Source organism: Streptomyces sp. NBC_01525, from assembly GCF_045040405.1.
Taxonomy (GTDB): Bacteria; Actinomycetota; Actinomycetes; order Streptomycetales; family Streptomycetaceae; genus Streptomyces; species Streptomyces benahoarensis.
The window spans coordinates 4,919,767-4,943,296 of sequence record NZ_CP109397.1 but is presented as its reverse complement, the minus strand read 5'-3'; the positions used below and the strand labels follow the sequence as shown (position 1 = coordinate 4,943,296).

Here is a 23,530-nt window from a genome sequence, read left to right as displayed (position 1 = left end):
GCGCCAGGAGACCCTCGCATCGACCGTAGGCAGGAGGATCTCACGATGACTGCGACGACAGGTGCAGCCCAACCTGCTCACCCCGAGCGCCCGGGCAAGTCGGATGGGGTCTGCAGCGAGTTCACCGTCTTTACGAAGATCAAGCCGGGCCACGCGGATGCTCTGCGCAAGGATCTCGCCAAGATCGCCGGCGCGGAGAACCGTGCTGCGCTGCGCCAGATCGGCACTCTGCACGACGCACGGCACGTGATCTTCGACAACGACACCCAGTTCATGTTCGCCAGCGTCTTCGACGGCTCCTGGGACACCTACATCGACGACTTCGGCAAAACGGTGGTGGGGAAGCACTTCGACACGATCTTCGCGCACAGCGAAGGGTTCCCCGGCGTCAGTGATCCAGGGGTGAAGGACTGGTTCGTCGCCCACCAGGAACCCGCGGGGGTCTTCGTCAGCTCCTATCCCGATCTCACCGTGCAGCAGATCTGGAAGGACCACCGAGTGGACGAGGCGTTCGAGGAGGTGCTGGACACCCCCGAGTTCCGGGCCGCGCTGGACAACCCGGCCAACGCGGAGTTGGTGGCCACGCCGGCCTTCCAGAAGCTGTTGGAGGAAGCCTCGGCCTAGAACCCGGACACAGCCACCCCTCAGAGCCGACCCACCATCGGTGGACCGCGTCGGCTGGTGCGAGTCAGCCGTTGCAGGGCTGCTCAGGCAGAGACCGATGTGGAGGCACAAGCGACCATGAACACGGCGGCAAACACCAGCGTGGCGAGCGTGCGCGTCGAGATCGACGACGTCCAGAGCGGGGCCCTACGACCACGGCCCGTGCCCTACCAGGGAAAGTTCATCTTCCTGCGCGTCGATGACCGCCATGCAGGGCGCGCCCTCCTGCGGCGGCTGCTCCCGCTGACCGCGGCTGGTCTGCCCGAGGCGGACCGGAGCCGGGATGCCTGGGTCGCCGTGGCGTTCACCTATCAGGGACTTGAGGCCCTGGGGGTGCCGCAGGAGTCGCTGGACAGCTTTCCGCAGGCGTTTCGTGAGGGCATGGCCGCCCGCGGGGAGCTGATCGGCGACGTGGGTGAGAGTGCACCGGCTCACTGGGAGGCACCGTTTGGAACCGGCTCCGTTCACATCGCGTTGAGCGCCCTCTCCTCCGATGCGGCGCAACTGGGCAAGGAGCTGGAGCAGGCCCGTGCCGCCTACGAGGACACGCCCGGCGTCCAGGTGATCTGGCAGCAGGACGTCCACCAGCTCCCGACCGGACGCACCACCCTCGGCTTCCGTGACGGCATCAGCCATCCGAACATCGAGGGCGTCGGACTGCCCGGCTCCAACCCGCAGGAAGCCCCCATCAAGGCCGGAGAGTTCATCCTCGGCTACCCCGACGAGACCGGGAGCCTGCCGCCCATGCCCAGCCCTGAGGTGCTGGGGCGCAACGGGACCTACGTGGCCGTCCGCAAGGTCCACACCAACGTGGCGGCCTGGCGGCAGTACCTGCGCGCGAACAGCTCCAGCGCCGAGGAGGAGGCCCTCCTGGCGGCGAAGATGGTCGGGCGCTGGCCCAGCGGAGCACCGCTGGCGCTGGCGCCGGAGCACGATGATCCGGAGCTGGCGGCCGATCCGCACCGCGTCAACAACTTCCTGTACCGGGAGAACGACGACCGAGGCTTCCGGTGCCCGGCCGGTGCGCACATCCGGCGCACCAACCCCCGCGATTCCACCATCATCGGCGACGCCCGGATGCACCGCCTCATCCGCCGTGGCACCACCTACGGACCGCCGCTTCCGGAGGGCGTGCTGGAGGACGACGGTGCCGACCGCGGCCTGGTCGGAGTATTCATCGGGGCCCATCTGGAACGACAGTTCGAGTTCATCAAGGCCGAGTGGGTCAACGACGGAAACTTCATCGGCCACCCCGGCGAGAAGGACCCCGTGGCCGGGCACCACGGCGGAACCGGCAGTGTCACCATCCCGGAGAAGCCGGTCCGCCGGCGCCTGCAGAACCTACCCAGCTTCGTGGTCACCCGCGGCGGCGAGTACTGCTTCCTGCCGGGTCTGCGTGCTCTGCGCTGGCTCGCCGAACTGGAGGACTGACGGCGATTCCCCTCGCCCTAGGATCCGATCATGCTCTCCGAGGAGAGGCCGAAGTCATGGCAACACCGTTCGTCCGCTACACACCTGACGTCGAAGACGACGACCCGAACTTCGACCAGAGCCTGCAAACGGTGATCGACAAGACCGAGAGCTTCATCGCCGAGTCGGTCCAGGCGGGCGGCACCGGACAGGCCCTTCGCGACGCCCATGCCAAGGGCTACGGGCTGGTCCGAGGGGAAGTGGAGATCCTGGACGGGCTTCCCCCCGAGTACGCCCAGGGCATCTACGCCACTCCGGGAACCCACGACGCGCTCATCCGCTTCTCCAACGGCTCGCCTCACACCGGAGCCGACGCGCGACTGGGCAGCGCCACCGGACTGGCACTGAAGATCTTCGACATCCCTGGCCCGACCCTGCTGGAAGACGAACCGGACACAGGCACCTTCGACTACGCCAACATCAACGGACCGATCTTCTTCTGCAACACGATCGAGCACTACCTCTTCATCCAGGAACTGTTCCTCAACGCGCCGTCCTACTTCTCCCAGGGCCGCCCCGGCGCACATCGTTTCTTCACCGAATTCGTGACCGGAAAGGGAACGCTGGAACAGGGCAGCTGGGCGTGGGACGAGTTCCTGGCTTTCCTGCGACTGTCCAAGATCCTCCCGGTCAACGTACTGCTGTCGAGCTACTGGACGATGGGTGCGGTCCGGCACGGGGACTACATCGCCAAGGTGCGCATCACCCCCGATCCGTCCGCCGCCGCCGCGGTGGTCCGGCGCGACATCGACCCGGCCTCCGCGCCGGAGGTCTTCCGACCGGCCCTGCAAGCCGAACTGCAGGAGCGTCCCTACGCCTTCGACATCCAGGTCCAACTCTGCACCGACCTGGAGCGCATGCCAGTGGAGGACACCACCGTGGAGTGGCCCGAACAGCTCTCGCCGTCCGTCACCGTGGCCAGGCTGAGGCTGCCACAACAGGACATCTCCGGCCCGGAAAACCTGGCGAAGATGGACGCGCTGTCCTTCACGCCCTGGCGGGTCACCGCCGAACACGCCCCCCTGGGCAACATCATGCGGGCCCGCAAGGAGGTCTACCGGCGATCCTCCATAGAACGCCACAGGCTCAACGACCAGCCGCGCACGGAGCCCCGCAGCGCCGACGAGGTGCTTGGCCCACCCCGATGAAGCCGTCCAGCTCCTATCGGTGGCGATTCAGTGTTCGAGCACCACCTTGGCCAGCACGATAACCGCTCCGAGCAAGAGATTGACAGCACCGTTGACCAACACCACGCGTACCGTGGCGCCGCCCCGCACGACGGGGACGGTTGCCCAGCCCACCTGCTCGATCAGGGCGACGATCAGCGCACACCACGTGGTGCCCGCCATCCCCAGGCCGAACGGCGAGCTGATCGCTACCGCGGCGGCGGGCGGAACGGCCACCTTGACGATCGGCCATTCACGCACAGCGACCCGGCGGACCTCCCCCCAGGTCACGGGGTGATACAACAGCCGTTCCCCGGCGAGGCGCGCGTAGACGTGCGCCGCCCAGAACACCACACCGGTGATGAGCAGGAGCAGCATCAGCTTGATGCGGGGAAACGGACCGAGCGTCCCGGCGGTGGCCACCACTGACGCCGCAAGGATTGAGCCGTAAACAGCCCCGACGTAGTCCGTCCGCATCCCCGAGGGCGCCTTCGGTACGTCCCCGTGCGTGGTAACTCGCCATCCCACACACCCAGGATCCACCCGCATCCACCAGCCCGCACAGTCGGCCGATGCGCCCAGCCTCCACCCTCCTCGGCACAAACGCCCACACCGGCCAACGCCCCACCCTGCTCAAGCGGCGTTCGGCACCTGCGGACCCCGAAACGAGGACCAGAAAACGCGGCTGCTCACGACCAGCACCCAAGCAGGAAAGACCAGCTCGGACCACGGGACGCTGGTGACGACAAAGAGCAGCACCAGCGCCACGAGGAACCCGAGCCAGCCGAGCCAGCGGGGAAAGAGACCCAGGCCGCGCCCGATCGACGTAGTGGACAAGGTGAACACCGCCGCCATACGCATCCCATAACTCAACAGCACCGTGTAGGTGAAATGCCGCCCCGCCTCCCAACCCTGGGGCGTTGCCGCCAGTTGCGAGGCGCCGGCTGGCCCCACCAAGCCCTCGGCCGAGGCCGCGAGCGCGAACAGCATCGCAACGAACAGCAGCCCACTGCCCAAGAAGAGCGTGGCGAAGAACCTGTCCTCCCGCGCACCGACGTAATCGCGTACCGCACCCATGAACCACAGGAAGAAAACCCCGCCGAACGGCACCAGGGTAAGCGCCGTCTGCAGAGCGTCACGGCGCGATGGATCAGCCACCGCGGCCGCCGCACCGTTCGCCTGGCCAGGGAGCGCGAGACGGACCAGCACGATGACCGCAGCCAACAGCAGCGCGAACACCACCCCCGCCACACCCGCCGCCCGTGGCGTCCGCAACACCCGCGCCGGATCTCCACCCTCCACCTGCATGAGCCGCCTCCCTGCACGCGACCACTCCGGGGCCGTCGGCCCACCATCGTGCCGCGCAAGGGCGCGATCGAGTGCTCAGGCACACCCCCAGCGCAAACGATCACTCCTACGGGCCAAGTGGATCATCGACGTATCCCCGAGTTGTGCCCCACATACGCCGCGCGCCGGGCGGACCGGCACCGCGGCCCGCCGCCGCGTCGGCACCCGCGCCCGCGGCGGGCGGCCGGCCGTCCCGCCGGAACCACGCACCGCGCCACGTGCGTCTGTCACTGTCATGAGCGGCGATGCCCCTGGACGGAACATGAGCAGCGCACCCGGCGCCACCGTCGGCGCCGGATGTCTCCTCGCCTGCCTCGGTGCGGCGATCGCGGCGCTGGTGTGGGCGCCCCGGGCCGCCTTGAACATCGACGGCGGGTTCGAAGGCCAGTCCCGCGATCTCAGCGTGCTCTACGTCGATCTTCCCCTCATCGCGCTCGGCGGCGCGCTGGTCCCGTCCCTGGTCTGGGCGCTGACCGCACGCCGGGTGGGGCGCCCCTGGGTCGCGGCGCTCGCGGCCGGGGCCGCGTTCGCACTCGGGCTGTGGGGGCTCATGGAGTGGTGGACGCCTCGGCAGCACCCTGGCTCAGGCGTCTGACCGTCCGGCGACGGCGGCGCCGCACGCGTCCGGACCGGCCGGCACCCGTCCTCCCGGACCCGGCACGGCTCGTGCCCAGCCGCCCGCCTCCGAAAACCTCCCCCCGGACGGTTGTCCATAGCACATTCTGCCTGGTCAAGGCACTTATCCCGGGCACGGCGCGCCGCTACAATGAGTGTCGCTCCGGACGCACAGTGCGTACGGGCCCGAGCTTCGACGGGGAAGGAGAGGCGGCGTGACCACGCTCGACCTCAGCAGCCATCCGGGTCCCCTGGCCAGGCGGTTCCAGCAGGCACACACCCTGCTGTGGACGACCATGGTCTCCGAGGAGGTCACCTCCCCGCAGTTCGCGGTCCTCAACTCCCTGGTCGGCGAGGAGGGGCTGGATCAGCGCACCGTCGGCGAGCGGGTCGGCCTGGACCGCTCCACCATCGCCGAGGTGATCCGGCGGCTGGTGGTGCGCGGGATGGTCGACAAGATCCGCGATCCGCGCGACGGCCGCCGCGCGGCGCTGCGCGCCACCGACGAGGGCGTCCGCGTCCACAAGAAGCTCGCGGTGCGCACCGCGCGGATGAACCAGCTGTTCCTCTCCCCGCTGGCGCCGTCCGAACGGACCGTCTTCGTGGAGCTGCTGTGCCGCGTCTCGGACGCCGCCGAACAACTGCGCCACCCCACGCAGCCCATCGGCTGATCCCCGGTCACCTTTTCGACGCCGCCACCTCGACCGTCCCGCGCCGTAGTGGTTTCCCCCTTCGCGCCAACTGGCCGTCACCCTGCGGAACTTCTCGGTAGCGATCTGGCGTCTTCCCCAGTGAACGTGCTGAACTGCTGGAACGCAGTGGACGGTTCGAAGAAGCAGGTCGGAACGGCGGGAGGCCGCTCATGCTGCACGGTGTCGATGTCAGCTCGTACAACACGTCGTTCTCCACGGACGGGCTGGACTTCGTGATCATCAAGGCCACCGAGGGCCGCTCGTACCTCAACCCCCACCAGTCGGCGCAGGCGGCGAAGGCGCGTAAGGCCGGGTGCGTGGTCGGCTTCTACCACTTCCTGTGGCCGGGGAACATCGCGGCGCAGGCGCGGTACTTCGTCGAGAAGTGCGCCTCGGTCGGGGGCGACATCCTCGCCGCCGACTGGGAGACCACCGGCAGCGGCACCTACGCGAGCAACGCGCAGAAGGACCAGTTCCTGAGAGAGGTGAAGAAGCTCCGCCCCACGCACCGGGTGATGCTCTACTGCAACCGCGAGTTCTGGCTGCACCACGACACCTCCTCGTACGCCGGTGACGGACTGTGGATCGCCGACTACGTCAAGGCCGGGCATCCGCGGATCAAGGCGAAGTGGCGCATCCACCAGTACACCGACCGGCCGCTCGACAAGGACGTCGCGGACTTCGCGAGCAAGGCCGCCCTCAAGAAGTGGGCGCACCCGGCATAAGGTTTCCGGTGGCCGGTGCGTCCGGCCGACCGGATTCCGACAGAACGAGGAGCAGCCGTGAGTGACCCGGCGTCCATGGCCCAGCAGGAGATCTCCCGGGATCTCCAGGTGAGCGCGTCCTTCGACGCCGGGCACGAGATCGAGCGCCGGGTCGCGTTCCTCGCGAAGCGGCTGACCTCCACGGGCCTGCGCTCCCTGGTGCTGGGCATCAGCGGCGGCGTGGACTCCACGGCCGCGGGCCGCCTGTGCCAGCTCGCCGTGGAGCGCGCCCGGGAGGCGGGCCACGACGCGACGTTCTTCGCGATGCGGCTGCCGTACGGCGTCCAGGCCGACGAGAAGCACGCGCAGCAGGCGCTGGACTTCATCCGGCCGGACCGGCTGCTGACGGTGGACGTCCGTCCGGCGAGCGATGCCGCGCTGGTGTCGGCGGTCGCCGGGGGGCTGGAGTTCCGCGACGCCGCCCACCAGGACTTCGTCCAGGGCAACATCAAGGCCCGGCAGCGCATGATCGCGCAGTACGCGGTGGCGGGCGCCCAGGACGGTCTGGTCGTGGGCACCGACCACGCCGCCGAGGCGGTCTCCGGCTTCTTCACCAAGTTCGGTGACGGCGCCGCCGACGTCGTCCCGCTGACCGGCCTGACCAAGCGGCGGGTGCGCGCGGTGGCCGCGGCCCTGGGCGCCCCGGACGAGCTGGTCGTCAAGGTGCCGACGGCGGACCTGGAGACGCTGGACCCGGGCAAGCCGGACGAGGACGCGCTGGGCGTGACGTACGACCAGATCGACGACTTCCTGGAGGGCCGGCCGGTCGACGATGCCGTGCGCGACGCCATCGTCCGCCGCTACCACGTCACCGCCCACAAGCGGGAGCTGCCGCTCGCGCCGTGACGGCCGATGCGCGATACGAAGGGCCCGCCGGTGCGCTTTCCGGCGGGCCCTTCGCCGTCTGTGGGCGCCCCGGGCGCGTACGGGGCAGGCCGTCCGGGGCGGTCCGGGCGTGCGCGGGCCCGTCCGCCCGGCCCGTACGTGGGGACGGACCTGTCATGCGCCGGTAAGGCGACAGCAAGCTTCCGGGGGCTAAGACGTCGGCCGCGGCGGGCAGGGATGCGGCCATGGGAGACCACGAAGCACGATCGGAAGATCCACTGTCAGTGGGGGCGCCTACGCTCCGAGGCATGGGTTACGCACAGCTGCGCGAACTCCGCACCGCGCTGACCACCGCCTCCGACATCGCCTCGTCCCTGCGGGCCACGCCGACCCGGCGGGACGCCGACCAGCTCGTCGACGCACTCCGCCGGGCGCTCACCGCCGCCGGTTCGCTCGGCGAGGCCACCGGCCCGACCGGCTGTGCGCTCCATCCGCACGGCGCGGTCGACCCCCTCCACGGCGACCCGGAGGACCCGCTGCCGCCCGGGTACGGCAAATGCCTGCTCTGCAACGACCGCCGCAGACGGGCCGACGCCCCGGTCCGCCTGCACCACCGCCGCCAACGGCCCGGCGGGCGGCGCAGCGCGTAGGGCGGTCGTGGCGGGGGCCCGGACGGCCCGAGGCCCCGGCAGGCCCCGCGTCGCGCCGGGCCGGGGCCTGCGGGGCCGTCTCATGCCGCCCGTCGTTTCACTCCGGCGCGTCCTGTCCCCGCGGCTCCTTCTCCGGGCGCAGGGCGATCCGGCCGAGGACCACGGCGACGACGAGTGCGCCCAGCGCGATCAGTACGTAGTCCGGCACGGCGTTGCCGATCGACGCCACCCACTCCTCGACGCGGAACTCCGCCTCCGCGTCGAGGACGCCGGGCAGTGCGCTGGTCCCGTTGTAGCGGAGGAAGAGCACGCCGATGGCGATGAAGAAGAGGCCGGACAGGAGCGAGGTGGTGTGCAGCCGCAGCCTGCCGAGGCGCAGTTCCCGGCCGCGCAGCCAGCCGCGGCTGCCCAGCCGGTAGCGGTCCCAGAGCAGGGCGAGGACGAACAGCGGCAGCGCCATGCCCAGCGCGTAGACGGCGAGCATCGACGCGCCGTAGACCGGTGAGCCGCTGACCGCGGTGACGGTGAGGACCGCGCCGAGGATCGGCCCGGCGCAGAATCCGGCCAGCCCGTAGACACAGCCCAGCAGGAAGGTGGAGACGGCCGAGCGGGGCGTGATCCGCGCGGCCGCGGCCTGGGCGCGGCGGGAGGCGAAACCGAGGCCGAGGATCTGCGCGAGCCCCATGGTAATGACGACCCAGCCGCCGACGGTGATCAGCAGGTCGCGGTGGCCGTTGAAGAGCCGGCTGGCGGCGGTGGAGGCGACGCCGAGCGGCACCAGCGTGGTGGCGAGCCCCAGGTAGAAGACGCCGGTGCGGGCGAGCAGCCGTCCCGGGTGGGAGAGCGAGTACGCGAAGAACGCCGGGAGCAGCAGCGCGCTGCACGGGCTGACGAGCGCGAGGGCGCCGCCGAGGAACGCCGCGAGGTACCCGATGTCGGTCACTTGCCGCTCCCCTTGCCCGCCGTCTTCCCGGCCGCCGCCTTCGCGGCGCTCTCGATCGCGTCGGCGAAGACGGAGGTGGGCTGGGCACCGGACACCGGGCGGCCGTTGACCAGGAAGGACGGCGTGGACTGCACGCCCAGTTCGTACCCCTCCTCCTGGTCCTTCTTCAGGGCGCTGCGGGCGGCCTCGCTGTCGAGGTCGGTGCGGAACTTCTCGATGTCCTCGACCCCGGCGGTGCGGGCCAGTGCGACGAGCTTGTCCTCGGCGAGCGCGTCGCCCTTGCGGGTCTTGGCGTACAGCTCGTCGTGCAGCTGCCAGAAACGGCCCTGGCGCCCGGCGGCCCAGGAGGCGCGGGCGGCGCGTTCGGAGTCGGCGCCGTAGAGGGTGAAGTTGCGGAACTCGATGCGCAGCGTGCCCGCGTCGACGTACTTCTTGATCAGCTCGGGCTGGGTCTCGCGGGTGAACCGGCCGCAGAACGAGCACTGGTAGTCGGCGTATTCGACGAGGACCACCGGGGCGTCCTTCTGGCCGACGGCCAGCGCGTCACCGGCCTCGCGGCGGCTGGTGCGCTCGGCGAGCCGGTCGTAGAGGCGCCGCTGTGCCGGGTCCTCCTGCGGTTCCGGGGCGGCGGCCTTCGGTTCGTTGGGGCCGCGGCCGTCCTCGACGGCCCGTCCGGCCGCGATGCCGATGGCGACGACGGCGATGAGAAGGGCGATGATCGCGCCGACGGCGGCGAGCTTGCGGGTGGGTGAGGTGAGGGTGGGCACAGGTTCTCCAGTCGTACCGGGGTGGCGGAAGGGCCGGACGGCGGTGGCGGGCCGCACGGGGCGGCGACGCGGCACGGGCCGGTCCGGATGCGGGCACACGGGAGCGCGGCGGCGCTCGCGTGGGGCGCCGCTAAATCCGCAGTACGGGCAGGAGCGTGGCGGGGTCGGCGGGCCCCGCGGGGCCGGTATCGGAGCGTGCCGGGACGGGCCGGGCGGGGGGCGCGGCGGCGAGCGTGGCCGGTACCGCGACGCTGGGGGCAAGCGGTTCCCCGCGGTGCGGGGTGGGCAGCGGCGCCGATTCGTCGGGCCCCGGCGCATGCCGCCCCGAGCAGTGCCGGGGGACGTCGACGAGGTCGGTCCGCGCGGCGAGGCGGTGCGTGCGGTCGGGGGCGGCGTCGGCGCGGTCGCCGGTCGGGGGCGCCGTGTCGGTACGCGGCTCCGCCGGGCGCGCGGTGTCCTCCGGGGGCGCCGCGTCGCGCAGGGCGGGAGCGGCCGGTGCGCCGGTGGCCCGGGGGCCGGCCATGGCCGTGGCCTGCACGGCCCCCCACGACTGGTCGCCGCCGGTACGGCAGAGCAACGGGCCGAAGGTCACGGCGAGGAGGAGCAGCCAGATCGCGGCCGCCGGTCGGCGGGTGGCTGTCATGGCCCTCCTTCCTCGTCCTGGCGTGCGCGAATACCCCGGCGCACGCCACCGTCGCGGTCGCCCGCGCGCGGCCGTGATGATCCCCGTCCGCGAGCGGCCCCATCCTACGGACCACGGCGCCGCCTCCCGAGCACGGACCGCCATCCGAAGGAGGCACGGCGCCGGGGCGCACAACGCGGGAGAACCGGAGCCCGCCACGGGCGGTGCGGCACCCGCCGGGCGGTGGCACCGGCGGACGGGACCGCCACAGCGCCGCATATACATCGAGGCAACCGGTAAACAAACCGTCGTTTGCAAGGCCGGTGGCACACCTCACCTGGGATCTCCCTGGACTTGATCCCTCGATGTCACACATTGTCCGCAATGCACTTTTGGCATCGGAGGCCGGACCTGTCATAGTCGTTCGCAACGACCCCCATTGACCCGGGCCAGGTCGTTCCACCCCCGCGGACACACCCCTTCCGTCCGCCGAGGGGCGACACTGGGGCCTCACCCGCACCACCCTGCGGGAGGCCCCAGTCGCGTATCCGGGGGCGGTACGCCGCCCGGCTCAGCGGTCGCCGGTGCGCATCTCGAACCAGGTGGTCTTGCCGCGCGGCAGCAGATCCACGCCCCAGCGGTCGGAGAGCGTGTCGACGAGGAAGAGGCCCCGGCCGCTGACGTCCAGCTCGCGGACCGGCATCAGACACGGCAGCCCGCGCGAGGGGTCGCGCACCTCGATCCGGATCCAGCCGCGCCGCCGCAGCATCCGCAGCCCGAACCGCCGCGCGCCGGTGTGCCGTACGGCGTTGCCCACCAGCTCCGACACCAACAGGACGGCGTTCTGGGCGAGTTGGGGGGACAGGTCCCACTGGTCGAAGAGGACCCGGTGGGTCAGCCGGCGGGCGGCGCCGGCGGACTCGGGGCGCGAGGGGAACAGGACCTCGTCCACGGAAGGGTCGCCGAGCAGATCGAGCACCACGGGCCCCGGGGCGCCCGGTGCCGGTCCGTCGCTCTCCGGTGCACCGGGGACTCCCCGGCAGATGGCAGCCGTGCCGCACAGCGGCTGCGGCTGCTCCGATTCCTCCAGGCCCGCCATGCCCCCATCATGGCCGCTGCGCAACACCCGCGGGACCGGAACCGGCGGAATCCCGTACCGGGGAGCGCCGGGTTCCGGTCGCCGCGGGGCCCGTCGCGGCGGCGTTCATGACACCACCGTCACCTGCCTGAGCTGCGAGGCGACCGCGCCGGGAGGCGCCTGCCGGGGCGGCGGCACGGGGCGGGCCCGCACGGGGCCGGATCGGCGCGATTCCCTCTCACGAGGCACGGCGCACCGGCCGTTCCCACGCCCCGCCAACCCCCGGCCCCTCAGCGGAACTTGGCCTTGCCGGGGCCTTCCTCGACGAAGCTGCGCATGCCGATCTCACGGTCCTCGGTCGCGAACAGCCCGGCGAACAGGGAGCGTTCGATCGCCAGGCCGGTTTCGAGATCCGTCTCCAGACCGGCGTCGACGGCCTCCTTGGCGGCGCGCAGCGCGAGCGCCGGGCCCTTCGCCAGCTGCGCCGCCCAGGCGTGCGCCGCGTCGAAGACCTCGGTGGCGGGAACGACACGGTCGACCAGGCCGATGGTCAGCGCCTCGCCGGCCCTGACGTGCCGCCCGGTGAAGATCAGGTCCTTGGCCTTGGACGGGCCGACCAGGCGCGACAGCCGCTGGGTGCCCCCGGCGCCCGGGATGACGCCGAGCAGGATCTCCGGCTGGCCGAGCTTGGCGTTCTCCGCCGCGATCCGGAAGTCCGCGCAGAGCGCCAGCTCGCAGCCGCCGCCCAGGGCGTAGCCGGTGACCGCGGCGACCACCGGCTTGGGGATACGGGCGATGGCGCTGAACGCCTCCTGCAGCGCCTTGGACCGCACCACCATGGCGGCGTAATCCATCCGCTGCATCTCCTTGATGTCCGCCCCGGCGGCGAACACCTTCTCGCTGCCGCGCACCACGACGGCGCGGACATCGTCCCGGCGGGTGGCCTCGCCGGCCAGCTCGCGCAGCCGGTCCTGGGTGGCGATGTCCAGCGCGTTCATCGGCGGGCGGTCGAGCCGGATGGTCCCGACGCCGTCGGCGATCTCGAAGTTCACAGTCATACCGCGAAGGTTAGTCGTCGTTAACGGCGCTGGGTACGGTGCACCGACGTGCCGCACACCGCCCCGGGCCCGGGCGCCACCGGCTCAGCGACGGTCCGCCTTCCACTCCTTCCAGGAGAGGTTCCAGTCGCTGAAGCCGTTGTCCGGCTGGATCGTCTCGTCGTGGGAGTTCTTGACGACGACCACGTCACCGACGAGGGAGTTGCGGAAGAACCAGGCGGCGGGGGTGGCCGGATCGCCGCCGCCGCGCTGGTCGAAGAGGCCCACACAGCCGTGGCTGGCGTTGCGGCTGCCGAACGCGTCCCGGCCCGCCCAGTAGTTGCCGTGCAGGAAGGTGCCGGACGTGCTCAGCCGCATGGCGTGCGGGACGTCCTTGATGTCGTACTGGCCGCCGAAGCCGACAGTTTCGCCGTTCATGCGGGTCACCTGGAGCTTCTCGCTGATCACCATCCGGCCGTTGTACGTCTCGGTGCCGGGCGCCCCGGCGGAGACCGGAATGGTCTTGATCTTCTTGCCGTCGCGGACCACGGTCATCTTCTTCGACCGGGCGTCGACGGTGCTGACCTGGCTGCGCCCGATGGTGAACGCCACCTTCTTGGACTGCGTGCCGTAGACACCGGGCCGGCCCTCGACACCGTCGAGGCGGAGCCGGAGGGTGACCTCGGTGCCGGGCGCCCAGTACTTCTCGGGGCGGAAGTCCAGCCGGTCGTTGCCGAACCAGTGGCCCTCGACGGGGACGGCGGGCTCCGCGGTGACCTCGACGGCCTTCTCCACGGCGGCGGGGTCGGTGATGCCGCGGCTGAAGCGCAGCGAGACCGGCATCCCGACGCCGGTCTTCCGGCCGTCCTCCGGCGTGTACGTCGCGGTGAAGGTCTCCTTCGGCGTGAGCGTGGTGAAGCGGGCGTGCCGGGTGGCCTTCCGGCCCTCCGCGTCGGCGGCCACGGCGTCGACGGTGTAGGTGGTCGCCACCCCGAGGTGCCCGGTGGGCTGCCATCCGGTACCGCCGCCGGATATCCGGCCCGGTACGTCGTGGCCCTTGGCGTCCTTGACCTTGACGGAGAGGAGCTTGCCCCAGCGGGCGGTCACCGCGAGGGCGCCGCTGGTGGCGACGGAGTCCGCGCCGTCCCGGGGCGCGATCGTCAGCACCGCTTTCGAGGGGCCGTGCGCGGTGCGCGCCCTGTCGGCCGGGTCCTTCCCGCTCGTACCGTCCCCGCACGCCGCGGCGAGGAGAACGGAGCCGAGCGCGAGGGCCACGGCCGCGCCTCGTCGTGCCCGCAGCCGTATCGGCCGCCGACGTATCGACCGTCGTATCGGCTCTCCGGATATCGCCTGATGCACCTCTGGCCCCTCTTCCCCTCGCGCCGCACGCACTCCCCCGCGCGCAGGACACCGCCGTTCGGCACGGCACCGCCCACCGATGGGCAGGGCCACGCGCGTTCCGTTAGATAACCACACCGGTCTGACAGTGCGGTGTCCGGCGAGTGCGGCACGGGATCCGGTCGGGGCGGATGGACAGGGAGAAAGAGGGATAAGGCGGGGCGGCACGTCATATCGGCCTGCGGGCAAGGAAGTTGACGGCTCGCGTCGACTGCCGCCCCGGGGCTACAGGGCCGTCCCCGCTCGCCACTGCGTCCAGGGCATGTTCCAGCCGCCGAGGCCGTTGTCCGGGGCGACGGTGCGGTCCCGGGAGTGGCGGACCTCCACGATGTCGCCGATGAGCGACTGCGTGTAGAACCAACCGGCCGGGGTGGCGCCCTTGCCGCCCTTGTTGTCGAGCAGACCGACGCAGCCGTGGCTGGTGTTCTCGTCGCCGAAGATGTCGGGGTCCGCCCAGTAGTTGCCGTGCAGGAAGGTCCCGGAGGTCGTCAGGCGCATCGCATGCGGCACGTCGGGGATGTCGTAGGCGCGGCCGAAACCGACGGTCCGGGCGTCCATCCGCGTCACCCGCTGCCGCTCCAGGATCACCATCTTCCCGTTGTACGTGGGGTTCTTCTCGTCGCCCGCGGTGACCGGCAGCGTCACCGGCTTCTCCCCCTGCCGGGTCACCGTCAGGGTGTGCCGGGCCGCGTCGATGATGCTGGTCTGGTCCCTGCCGATGTGGAAGCGGACGGTCTCGCGCTGTGCGCCGAACGTCCGGGGACCGGCCCGGACGCCGTCCAGCCGGAGGTCGACGGTGACGGTGGTGCCGGGCCGCCAGCGCTCCCGCGGGCGGAAGTCCAGCCGCTGGTCACCGAACCAGTGGGGGGCGAGCTCGACGTCCGGCTCCGCGGTGACCCGGACGGCCCGCTGCACGGCGGCGAGGTCGGGGATCGGGTGGTTGAACTGGAGCGAGACGATCATTCCAGTGCCGACGGTCGCACCGTCCTCGGGGAGGAGCGAGGCTGCCAGCTTGGCGGGGCCGGTGGTGAAGGTGGTGTGCCGGGACCTGCGGTCGCCCGCGCCGTCCAGCGCCACCGCGTCCACGGTGTACGTCGCCGCGGCCTCCAGCCGGGGCGCGGTGGGCCGCCAGCTCAGGCCGTCCCGGGCGATCCGGCCCGGCACCCGCGCCGCGCCGCCGTCGCCGGTGCGCCGCACCGTCACCCGCTGGAGCCGCCCGTCGGGCACCCGGATGACGAACCGTCCGCTCTCGCTGACATCGCGGGCGCCGTCGCCGGGCTCGATGTCGATGCCCTGCTCCGGACCGGGCGGTTTGTCGCCGCCCAGCAGGTCGGGGACGGCGCAGCCGGTCACCGCGGTCAGGCCGCACACCGGCACCAGGGCGAGACGGAGGAGACGCCGGAGCCGCACGGGGCGGCGGGCCGGCGGGCGGGGGGCGCGATCCTTCTCATCACCGGACATATGACGAATTGTGACCGATGAGACGGTTAACACACTGGAAGTGACGGCCCGGCACGGCCGTGTCCCGTAGGGGATGCGGCCTTGTGGTGGTACGGGGACGGCGGGGGCCGGTTCCGGCGGAGGCGCGGATCGGGGCGGTGGGAGCCCCGCCCTCCGGGCGGACGACGGGACGTTGCGGACACGCCCAGGCCCGGGCGGTGGGTGAGGGTTCGGCCGGGGCGGTGCGGCGGGAAAAGCACATGAGCGTTGTCAGTGGCCGCCCTTACTCTCGCCTGTGATGGATGCCACCGCGAGCACACCCGCCCGTCCACCGTCCTCCGAGCCCCCACGGCACTCCGCCGTGCGGTCGCTGCTGCGCCTGTGGCCGTTCGTCCGGCCGGTGCGGGCGCGGCTGTTCACGGCCGCGGCCGTCGCCGTCATCGCGTCCTGCATCAGTCTGGTCATCCCGTTGGTGCTCAAGTGGATCGTGGACGGCCCGGTCGCCGCGGGCGCGCCCGGCGGCGTATGGCTGGGCGGCGGCTTCCTCCTGTTCCTCGGGGTGGCCGAGGCGGGGCTGTTCGGGCTGCGGCGCTGGCTGGTCGCGCGGCCGCTGGCGGGTGTCGAGGCGGCCCTGCGGGAGCGGCTCTACGCCCGCCTCCAGCGGCTGCCGGTCTCCTTCCACGACCGCTGGGCCTCGGGCCAGCTGCTCTCCCGCGCCACCACCGACCTCCAGCTGCTCCGGATGTTCCTGGCGTTCCCTCTGACGTTCCTGCTGGTCAACGGCGCCACGATCCTCGTGGGCTGCGCGATCCTGCTGACCCAGCGTTTCTCGCTGGGGCTGATGCTGCTGGCGCCGGTCGTGCCGCTGATGATCCTGTGCTCGGTCTTCGAGGCGAAGTACGCGCTGGCCGCACGCCGGGCGCTGGACCAGGTCGGTGATCTGACGACGGTGATCGAAGAGTCGGTCCTCGGCATCCGGATCGTGAAGGGCTTCGGCCGCCACCGCAGCCAGGCCCGGATGTTCCGGCGGCTGACCCATGGCCTGCGCACCACCGAGCTGCGCAAGGCCCGGCTGCTTGCGGTGATCTGGGGCTTCATCACCCTGCTGCCGGAGCTGGCGATCGGCGCCGCGCTGGTGCTGGGCACCGTCCAGGTGGCGGACGGCGCGCTCTCGGCCGGCACCCTGGTCGCCTTCCTGTCGACGGCGCTCGCACTGCGCTGGCCGGTGGACTCCATCGGCTTCCTGCTGGCGATGAGCAACGAGGCGGCGATGGCCGCCGACCGGTACTTCGAGGTGCTGGACGCACCGTTGGCGGAGGCGTCGGACCCGTCCCCCGGGCCGCGGGCCACCGCCGACGACACGGACGGCTCCGGCCCGTGCTCCGACTCCGGCCCGTGCTCCGGCTCCGACGACTCCGGCGGTCTCGTCTTCTCCGGTGTCGAGTTCCGCTATCCCGACGCGCCCGGGGACGCCCCGCCGACGCTGTGCGGGGTCGATCTGCGCATCGCGTCCGGGGAGACGATGGCGCTGGTGGGGGCCACGGGCAGCGGGAAGACGACGCTCACGGCGCTGGTCCCGCGGCTGTACGACCCGACCGGCGGCCGGATCACCCTGGACGGCCGCGACCTCACTGCGCTCTCCCGGGACGAGGTGCGTGGCCTGGTGTCGGTGGCGTTCGAGGAGCCGGCGCTGTTCTCCGCGACCGTCGCCGAGAACGTCCTGATGGGCGGCGCGGACCTCCAGGAGGCCGATCTGCGGCGGGCGTTGGCGGTGGCGCAGGCCGACGGCTTCGTCTCCGCGCTGCCCCAGGGGCCGCACACCCAGGTCGGGGAGCAGGGCATGAGCCTCTCCGGCGGCCAGCGGCAGCGGCTCGCGCTGGCCCGCGCGGTCGCCGGGCGGCCGCGTTTCCTGATCCTCGACGATCCGCTCTCCGCCCTCGACGTCCACACCGAGGCGCTGGTCGAGGCGGCGCTGCGGCAGGTCCTGGCGACCACCACCGCGCTGATCGTCGCGCACCGCCCGTCCACGGTCCTGCTGGCCGACCGGGTGGCGCTGCTCTCCGGCGGCCGGATAGCCGCCGTCGGCACCCACCACCAACTGCTGCGTGACAACGCCGAGTACGCCGGGCTGATGTCCGGCACCGACCCCGTGACGGCCGGGTCGGTGTCCCGGCCCCGCGGCACCTCCGGAGGCACCCGATGACGACCGCCCCCGCACCCGGCGCCGTACCCGCCGACCCGCCCGCGTCCGCACCGCCGCCCGGTGACGGCGACGCCTTCGCACGGGACGTCCTCCCGGCCCCGCCCGGGGCGTCGCGGCGGCTGCTGCGGTCGCTGCTGGCCCCGCACGCCCGGTGGGTGACGCTCTCGGCCGTGATGCTGCTGCTCCAGCAGGCCGCGGTGCAGGCCGGGCCGCTGCTCGTGGCGTTCGCGCTGGACCGCGCGGTGCCCGCGCTGCGCGCCGGGGACCACGGCCCGCTGGTCACCGTGGCGGTCGCGGCCGCACTGTGCGCCGTGGTGTCGGGCGGGCTGAAGTACCTCTTCGTCCGCTGCTCGGCCCGGATCAGCCAGGACGTCCTGCTGGAGCTGCGCGGCCGCATCTTCCGGCACGCGCAGGCACTCAGCCTCGACTTCCACGAGCGGTACACCTCGGGCCGGTTGATCTCGCGCGCCACCACGGACGTCGAGTCGCTGCGCGAACTCCTCGACGAGGGCCTGGAGGAGCTGATCTCCGTCGTGCTCTCCACGGTCTGGATCACCGCGATGCTCCTCTACCTGGACTGGCGCACCGGTGCCGCGGCGCTCGCCTCCGCCGGGCCGCTGGCGCTGCTGGTCCGCTCCTACCAGCGGCGTTCGCTGCGGGTGTACAGCAGCAAGTCGTCGGCGGTCGCCGCCGTCATCGTGAAGTTCACCGAGACGGTCAACGGCATCCGCCCGGTGCAGGCGTTCCGCCGCGAGCGGCCCAACGACGCCGCGTTCGCCGCGCTGAACCGCACCCACGAGGGCGTCAACGGCGACACCCTGCTGGAGATGGCCCGGTATGTCGTCGGGTCGCGGCTGGTGGCCAACTTCGCGGTCGCCGCGATCGTGCTGTGGAGCTCCTACCGCGTGGCGACCGGCGGTCTGGAGCTGGGCGTGCTGGCCGCCGCCGTGCTGTATCTGCGGCGGCTGTACGACCCGATCGACCGGCTCGGGATGTTCCTCAACTCGTATCAGGGCGCGGCCGCCTCGCTGGAGAAGATCGCCGGTCTGCTGGCCCAGCGCCCGTCGGTCCCGGAGCCGTCCGCCCCGGCGGCGCTGCCCCCGGCCTCCGACGGGCGGCCCGGGCGGGAGGTCGTCTTCGAGGACGTGCGGTTCGCGTACCGGACCGGCGGCGAGGTGCTGCCCCGCTTCGGCCTGCGGCTGGCCGCGGGCGAGACGGTCGCCGTGGTCGGTTCGACCGGCGCCGGGAAGTCGACGCTGGCGAAGCTGCTGGCCCGGTTCTACGACCCGGCCGAGGGCCGGGTCCTGCTGGACGGCGTGGACCTGCGGGAACTGCCGTCGGCCGAGCTGCGCCGGGGCGTGGTGATGGTCACCCAGGAGGCGTTCCTGTTCTCCGGGACGGTCGCCGAGAACATCGCGCTGGGGCGGCCCGACGCCACCCGCGCGGAGATCGAGGACGCCGCCCGGGCGATCGGCGCGCACGGCTTCATCGCCGCGCTGCCGGACGGGTACGACACCGATGTCCGCAAGCGGGGCGGCCGGATCTCCGCGGGCCAGCGGCAGCTGGTCGGCTTCGCGCGGGCGCTGCTCGCCGACCCCGCCGTGCTGATCCTGGACGAGGCGACCAGCTCGCTGGACATACCGGGCGAGCGGGCGGTGCAGCGTGCCATGGACACCGTGCTGCGCGGCCGGACGGCGGTGGTGATCGCGCACCGCCTGTCGACGGTGGAGATCGCCGACCGGGTGCTGGTCATGGCCGACGGCCGGATCGTGGAGGACGGCACCCCCGCCACCCTGATATCCGACCGCGGCCGCTTCGCCGACCTGCACCGGGCATGGCGGGACAGCGTGGGGTGAGCCGGGGCGTGGGGCTCGTCTGCGTCCGGTATCGGGGTGGTGGGTACGGCCTGGCGCCGGGCTGTCGGCTCCGGGCCGGTCGGCCGTGGGCGGTGGCCTTCGGCCCGGTCGGCCTCGCTCCGCCCGGCGCCGGGTGGCCGCTTGTCCGCGTACGGCGAACGACGCGTCGCCGACGGCCCGTTGGCCGGGCGGCGGTGCTCCGGCAGCATGGCCGGATGAGGGAGGACACAGCGGTGCGCCGCCTCGATCCGGGGTACTTCGTACGGCCCGCGTCGGAGACGGGCGGGCCGCGGCCACGGGTCGAGCCGGTCCTCGCGTATCTGGTCCGTAGTCCGGAGGGGCTGCTGCTCTTCGACACCGGGATCGGTGCCGCCGACCCCGGTACCGAGGCCCACCACCGGCCGCGACGCCGGGGTCTGGCCCAGGCGCTGGCGGACGCGGGCGTCGCCCCGGCGGACATCGCCCTGGTGGTGAGCTGCCCTCTCCGCCCCGAGCCCCGCACCCCTGGCCCGCACCACGCCGCAGCCCGGCCCCTCCGGCCGAGCCGCGCCCCGGGGCGCGGGCCAAGCCACACCCGACCCCGCACCCCCAGACCCCAGCCCCCGCCCGGCTCCCGCTCCGGCGACGTCGCGCCTCGGCTAGCCTGAATCCACGATGAACCGTTTCACGACGTCATGGGGTGCGTTCGACCTCACCCGCTTCCCCGAGGACCCCCGCGACCCGCTCCGTGCCTGGGACGCCGCCGACGCCTATCTGCTGGACCATCTCGCGGAGAGCGGGACCGGCGCGGCCCCGGACACCGGGGCCGCCCCCGAGCCGCCCGGCCCGTCCGGCACCGGCACCGGCACCGGCACTGGCACTGGCACTGGCACTGGCACCACCGTCATCCTCGGCGACCGCTGGGGTGCCCTCACCACCGCACTGGCCGGAGCCGGAACCGGGCCCGATACCGAGGCCGGAGCCGGAACCGGGCCCGGGCCCGCGGCCGCCGGAGCCGAGGCCGCCGGAGCCGAGGCCGCCGGAGCCGAGGCCGCCGGAGCCGAGGCCAAGCCCCGAACCGGAGCCGAACCCGGAGCCGGGCCCGCCCCCGTCCACCTCACCGACTCCTACCTCACCCAACGCGCCACCGAGGCGAACCTGCGGCGCAACGGCGTCGCCGACGGGGCCGTACAACTGCGGACGGTGCTGGACGAGCCCCCGGAGCGGATCGATCTGCTGCTGGTCCGGGTGCCGAAGAGCCTGGCGCTGCTGGAGGAGCAGCTGCGTCGGCTGGCGCCCGCGGTGCATGCGGGTACCCGGATCGTCGGCACCGGCATGGTCTCCGAGATCCACACCTCGACGCTGAAGCTGTTCGAGCAGATCCTCGGGCCGACCCGGACGTCCCTCGCCGTCCGCAAGGCGCGGCTGATCTTCTGCACCCCGGACCCGGCCCTCGCCCCCGCCGCCCCCTCCTGGCCGCGCAGCTACGCGCTGCCCGGGGACGTCGGCGTGATGTCGGGGCGGACGGTCACCAACCACGCCGGGATCTTCTGCGCCGACCGGCTGGACATCGGGACCCGCTTCCTCCTCGGCCACCTCCCCCCGCGGCGGGGCGCCGAACGCGTCGTCGACCTGGGCTGCGGCAACGGCGTCGTCGGCACCGCGATGGCGCTGGCCAACCCGGAGGCGGAGACCGTCTTCGTCGACGAGTCGTTCTCCGCCGTGGCCTCCGCGCGCGCCACCTTCGCGGCGAACGCGCCGGACGGGGCGCGGGCAGAGTTCACCGTCGGCGACGCGCTGACGGGACTGCCGCCCGGCTCGGTGGACCTCGTGGTGAACAATCCGCCGTTCCACACCCACCGTGCGACCTCCGATGCGACGGCCCGGCGGATGTTCGGCGGTGCGCGCGCCGTGCTGCGGCCCGGTGGTGAGCTGTGGGTCGTCGGCAACCGCCACCTCGGCTACCACGTCCGGCTGCGGCGGCTCTTCGGCAACTGCGAGGTCGTCGCCTCCGACCCGAAGTTCGTCCTGCTGCGGGCCGTCCGCCGCTGACCCCTGGGGCGTGTCTTTCCGGTCTTCGTGCGTCACAGGCCCACGAAGACCGGGAAGACACGCCCCAGGGGCCGCCCCGTAGGGTGCGGCCATGGGGAACTCGGGCCGTCCGGCGGCACGTTCGGGGCGGGAGACGCCCGACCACCGGAGCGCCGCGCGCTATCTGCTGTGGCTGACGCGTCGCCAGCTGCCCCGGGTGGCGGCGGGTGCCACCTTCGGCACGCTGTGGATGACGGGGCTGATGATGCCGCCGTATCTGCTCTCCCGCGCCCTCGACGACGGGCTGGTGCCGGGTCGCCGGGGGCCGCTGCTCGGCTGGACGGCGGCGCTGCTGGCCATGGGTGCGCTCAACGCCGCCCTCGCCATCGCCCGCCACCGCACCATGACCCGGGTACGGATGGACGCGACGTTCCGCACGGTGCGGGTCGTCGTCGACCAGACGCTGCGGCTGGGGGCGTCGCTGCCCCACCGGGTGACGGCGGGCGAGGTGGTCACCATCGGCATCGGGGACGTCGGGGTGATCAGCCAGACGCTGACGCTGACCGGCCCGGGGGTGGGCGCGGTCATCGCGTACGGGGTGGTGGCGGCGCTGCTGCTGGCGGTCGACCCGGCGCTCGCCGCGCTGGTGTTGCTGGGGGTTCCGGCGCTGGCGGTGCTGGTGGGGCCGTTGCTGAGGCGGCTGGAGGGCGCCGAGGCGCGCTACCGGGAGCGGCAGAGCGGGCTGGCCGACCGGCTGGCGGATCTGGTCGGCGGGGTGCGGGTGCTCGGCGGGCTGGGCGGCAAGGAGGTGTTCGCGGCGCGGTACCGGCGGGAGTCGGCGGCGCTGCTCGCCGAGGGGTACCGCGTCGGCGCGCACGCCAGCTGGATCCAGGCGCTGGGCGTGGGGCTCCCGGCGCTGTTCCTCGCCGCCGTCACCTGGCTCGCGGCCCGGATGGCCGCCGACGGGGCCCTCTCCGTAGGCGAGTTGGTCGCGGTGTACGGCTACACGGCGGCGCTGGCGGCGCCGGTGTCGTTCCTCATCGAGGCGGGGTACGACGTGACCCGGGGGCTGGTCGCCGCCCGCCGGGTGGTGCGGTTCCTGGACCTGGCACCCGACGCGCGGGGCGGCAGCAGCGACGGGGGCGACGGGCCGCCGGTGCCGTCCGTGCTGCGGGATCCGGTCTCCGGCGTCGAGGTGGTGCCCGGGACGCTGACGGTGCTGGCCGGGGCGCGGCCCGAGGAGTCCGCCGCGGTGGTCGACCGGCTGGGCGGCGTCGCCGGGACCGCCGCGACCTGGGGCGCGGTGCGGCTGAACGCGGTGGACGTGGCGCGGCTGCGGGAACGGGTCCTGGTCGCGGACAACGAGGCGGCGCTGTTCGCGGGCACGGTGCGCGAGGCCGTTTCGGGGCGCCGGGCGCGCCCGGCGGACGCGGTGGCCCGGGCACTGCACACGGCGGCGGCGGAGGACATCGTGCGGGCGCTGCCCGGTGGCCTGGACGCGCGGCTGGACGCGGACGGAAGCAACCTCTCCGGCGGGCAGCGGCAGCGGCTGCGCCTGGTCCGGGCACTGCTGGCGGATCCGGAGGTGCTGCTCGCCGTGGAGCCGACGTCGGCGGTCGACGCGCACACCGAGGCGGCGGTCGCGGCCCGGCTGCACACCGCCCGGGCGGGCCGTACGACCGTCATCGCCGCCACCTCACCGCTGGTGCTGGACCGGGCGGATGTCGTGTACCACCTGTCCGGCGGGCGGGTGGCGGCGGTCGGCACCCATCGCGAACTGCTCGCCTCCGCCCCGGAGTACCGCGCGCTGGTGGTGCGGGGCGCGGACGACGAACCCCCTGCCGGGCCCGGGGCCGTCCCAGACGCCCCGGATGTGCCGGACGCCCCGGATGCCCCCGGAGGCGATCTGCCCGCGCGCCGCGCCCCCGTGGACGAGGTACCCGGGCAGCCCGCCCCCGTCGCCGAGGAGACACCGTGACGGAGA

General features: G+C 72.8%; 21 protein-coding genes and 1 pseudogene. 13 read left to right on the top strand and 9 right to left on the bottom strand.

Annotation, left to right across the window (positions count from 1 at the left end; genetic code table 11):
• Positions 1-45 precede the first annotated feature (45 nt).
• From OG422_RS22235 to OG422_RS22225, 3 genes are all read left to right on the top strand, one after another.
• The gene (locus tag OG422_RS22235) at positions 46-624 is read left to right on the top strand and encodes a hypothetical protein (RefSeq protein WP_405744737.1); all 579 of its coding nucleotides are present in this window, start codon (positions 46-48) and stop codon (positions 622-624) included.
• A gap of 117 nt (positions 625-741) precedes the next feature.
• Positions 742-2,094, top strand: a complete 1,353-nt coding sequence (locus OG422_RS22230; RefSeq protein WP_405744734.1) for a Dyp-type peroxidase — start codon at positions 742-744, stop codon at positions 2,092-2,094.
• 56 nt (positions 2,095-2,150) lie between these two features.
• A complete protein-coding gene (locus OG422_RS22225; protein WP_405744731.1) occupies positions 2,151-3,281 on the top strand; it encodes a catalase family protein in 1,131 nt (376 codons plus the stop codon).
• A 27-nt stretch (positions 3,282-3,308) separates the two neighbouring features.
• Here OG422_RS22225 and OG422_RS22220 read toward each other — a convergent pair whose 3' ends face one another.
• Both OG422_RS22220 and OG422_RS22215 read right to left on the bottom strand, forming a co-directional pair.
• Positions 3,309-3,776: a hypothetical protein gene (locus OG422_RS22220; RefSeq protein ID WP_405744728.1), complete on the bottom strand. Its 468-nt coding sequence runs from the start codon at positions 3,774-3,776 to the stop codon at positions 3,309-3,311.
• A 156-nt stretch (positions 3,777-3,932) separates the two neighbouring features.
• Positions 3,933-4,607 (bottom strand): hypothetical protein, encoded by a 675-nt coding sequence (locus tag OG422_RS22215; protein ID WP_405744725.1) that lies wholly within the window; start codon positions 4,605-4,607, stop codon positions 3,933-3,935.
• A gap of 301 nt (positions 4,608-4,908) precedes the next feature.
• Between OG422_RS22215 and OG422_RS22210 the strand changes: the two genes are divergently transcribed.
• From OG422_RS22210 to OG422_RS22190, 5 genes are all read left to right on the top strand, one after another.
• Positions 4,909-5,241, top strand: a complete 333-nt coding sequence (locus OG422_RS22210) for a hypothetical protein (RefSeq protein ID WP_143942928.1) — start codon at positions 4,909-4,911, stop codon at positions 5,239-5,241.
• A gap of 235 nt (positions 5,242-5,476) precedes the next feature.
• Complete coding sequence (locus OG422_RS22205) at positions 5,477-5,932, top strand: MarR family winged helix-turn-helix transcriptional regulator (RefSeq protein WP_143942927.1); 456 nt, start codon at positions 5,477-5,479, stop codon at positions 5,930-5,932.
• Positions 5,933-6,123: 191 nt separating this feature from the next.
• Positions 6,124-6,678: a GH25 family lysozyme gene (locus tag OG422_RS22200; RefSeq protein ID WP_143942926.1), complete on the top strand. Its 555-nt coding sequence runs from the start codon at positions 6,124-6,126 to the stop codon at positions 6,676-6,678.
• 57 nt (positions 6,679-6,735) lie between these two features.
• Entirely contained in the window at positions 6,736-7,563 is an 828-nt protein-coding gene (gene nadE / locus OG422_RS22195) for an ammonia-dependent NAD(+) synthetase (RefSeq protein WP_405744722.1), read from the top strand.
• A 287-nt stretch (positions 7,564-7,850) separates the two neighbouring features.
• Positions 7,851-8,192 (top strand): hypothetical protein, encoded by a 342-nt coding sequence (locus tag OG422_RS22190; RefSeq protein ID WP_384601368.1) that lies wholly within the window; start codon positions 7,851-7,853, stop codon positions 8,190-8,192.
• A gap of 97 nt (positions 8,193-8,289) precedes the next feature.
• On the opposite strand, the gene OG422_RS22185 is transcribed toward OG422_RS22190, so the two are convergent.
• The 7 genes from OG422_RS22185 to OG422_RS22155 form a co-directional block, all read right to left on the bottom strand.
• Positions 8,290-9,135 carry a cytochrome c biogenesis CcdA family protein gene (locus tag OG422_RS22185; protein WP_405744718.1) on the bottom strand — a complete coding sequence of 282 codons (846 nt, stop codon included), beginning with the start codon at positions 9,133-9,135 and terminating at the stop codon, positions 8,290-8,292.
• Positions 9,132-9,902 carry a DsbA family protein gene (locus OG422_RS22180; RefSeq protein ID WP_143942921.1) on the bottom strand — a complete coding sequence of 257 codons (771 nt, stop codon included), beginning with the start codon at positions 9,900-9,902 and terminating at the stop codon, positions 9,132-9,134. Before OG422_RS22180 ends, OG422_RS22185 begins: the two co-directional genes overlap by 4 nt.
• Before the next feature lie 130 nt (positions 9,903-10,032).
• The gene (locus tag OG422_RS22175; RefSeq protein ID WP_405744715.1) at positions 10,033-10,545 is read right to left on the bottom strand and encodes a hypothetical protein; all 513 of its coding nucleotides are present in this window, start codon (positions 10,543-10,545) and stop codon (positions 10,033-10,035) included.
• Between the two features lie 550 nt (positions 10,546-11,095).
• Positions 11,096-11,623 (bottom strand): ATP-binding protein, encoded by a 528-nt coding sequence (locus OG422_RS22170; RefSeq protein WP_405744712.1) that lies wholly within the window; start codon positions 11,621-11,623, stop codon positions 11,096-11,098.
• Between the two features lie 269 nt (positions 11,624-11,892).
• The gene (locus OG422_RS22165) at positions 11,893-12,660 is read right to left on the bottom strand and encodes an enoyl-CoA hydratase/isomerase family protein (protein WP_405744709.1); all 768 of its coding nucleotides are present in this window, start codon (positions 12,658-12,660) and stop codon (positions 11,893-11,895) included.
• Positions 12,661-12,744: 84 nt separating this feature from the next.
• Complete coding sequence (locus tag OG422_RS22160; protein WP_251076899.1) at positions 12,745-13,914, bottom strand: Ig-like domain-containing protein; 1,170 nt, start codon at positions 13,912-13,914, stop codon at positions 12,745-12,747.
• Between the two features lie 348 nt (positions 13,915-14,262).
• On the bottom strand, positions 14,263-15,498 hold the full coding sequence (locus OG422_RS22155; protein WP_143944259.1) for an Ig-like domain-containing protein: 1,236 nt from the start codon (positions 15,496-15,498) through the stop codon (positions 14,263-14,265).
• Positions 15,499-15,775: 277 nt separating this feature from the next.
• On the opposite strand from OG422_RS22155, the gene OG422_RS22150 reads away from it, so the two are divergent.
• From OG422_RS22150 to OG422_RS22130, 5 genes and pseudogenes are all read left to right on the top strand, one after another.
• Positions 15,776-17,680, top strand: coding sequence for an ABC transporter ATP-binding protein (locus OG422_RS22150; protein WP_405744704.1), 1,905 nt, complete (start codon positions 15,776-15,778; stop codon positions 17,678-17,680).
• Positions 17,677-19,536 carry an ABC transporter ATP-binding protein gene (locus OG422_RS22145; RefSeq protein WP_143944447.1) on the top strand — a complete coding sequence of 620 codons (1,860 nt, stop codon included), beginning with the start codon at positions 17,677-17,679 and terminating at the stop codon, positions 19,534-19,536. The genes OG422_RS22150 and OG422_RS22145 overlap by 4 nt, the downstream gene beginning before the upstream one ends.
• 215 nt (positions 19,537-19,751) lie before the next feature.
• Positions 19,752-20,021 (top strand): annotated as a pseudogene (locus tag OG422_RS22140) (N-acyl homoserine lactonase family protein); the annotation flags it as partial.
• Positions 20,022-20,190: 169 nt separating this feature from the next.
• Positions 20,191-21,567 (top strand): methyltransferase, encoded by a 1,377-nt coding sequence (locus OG422_RS22135; RefSeq protein ID WP_405744700.1) that lies wholly within the window; start codon positions 20,191-20,193, stop codon positions 21,565-21,567.
• Between the two features lie 91 nt (positions 21,568-21,658).
• Positions 21,659-23,524 (top strand): ABC transporter transmembrane domain-containing protein, encoded by a 1,866-nt coding sequence (locus OG422_RS22130; protein ID WP_405744698.1) that lies wholly within the window; start codon positions 21,659-21,661, stop codon positions 23,522-23,524.
• Positions 23,525-23,530 lie beyond the last annotated feature (6 nt).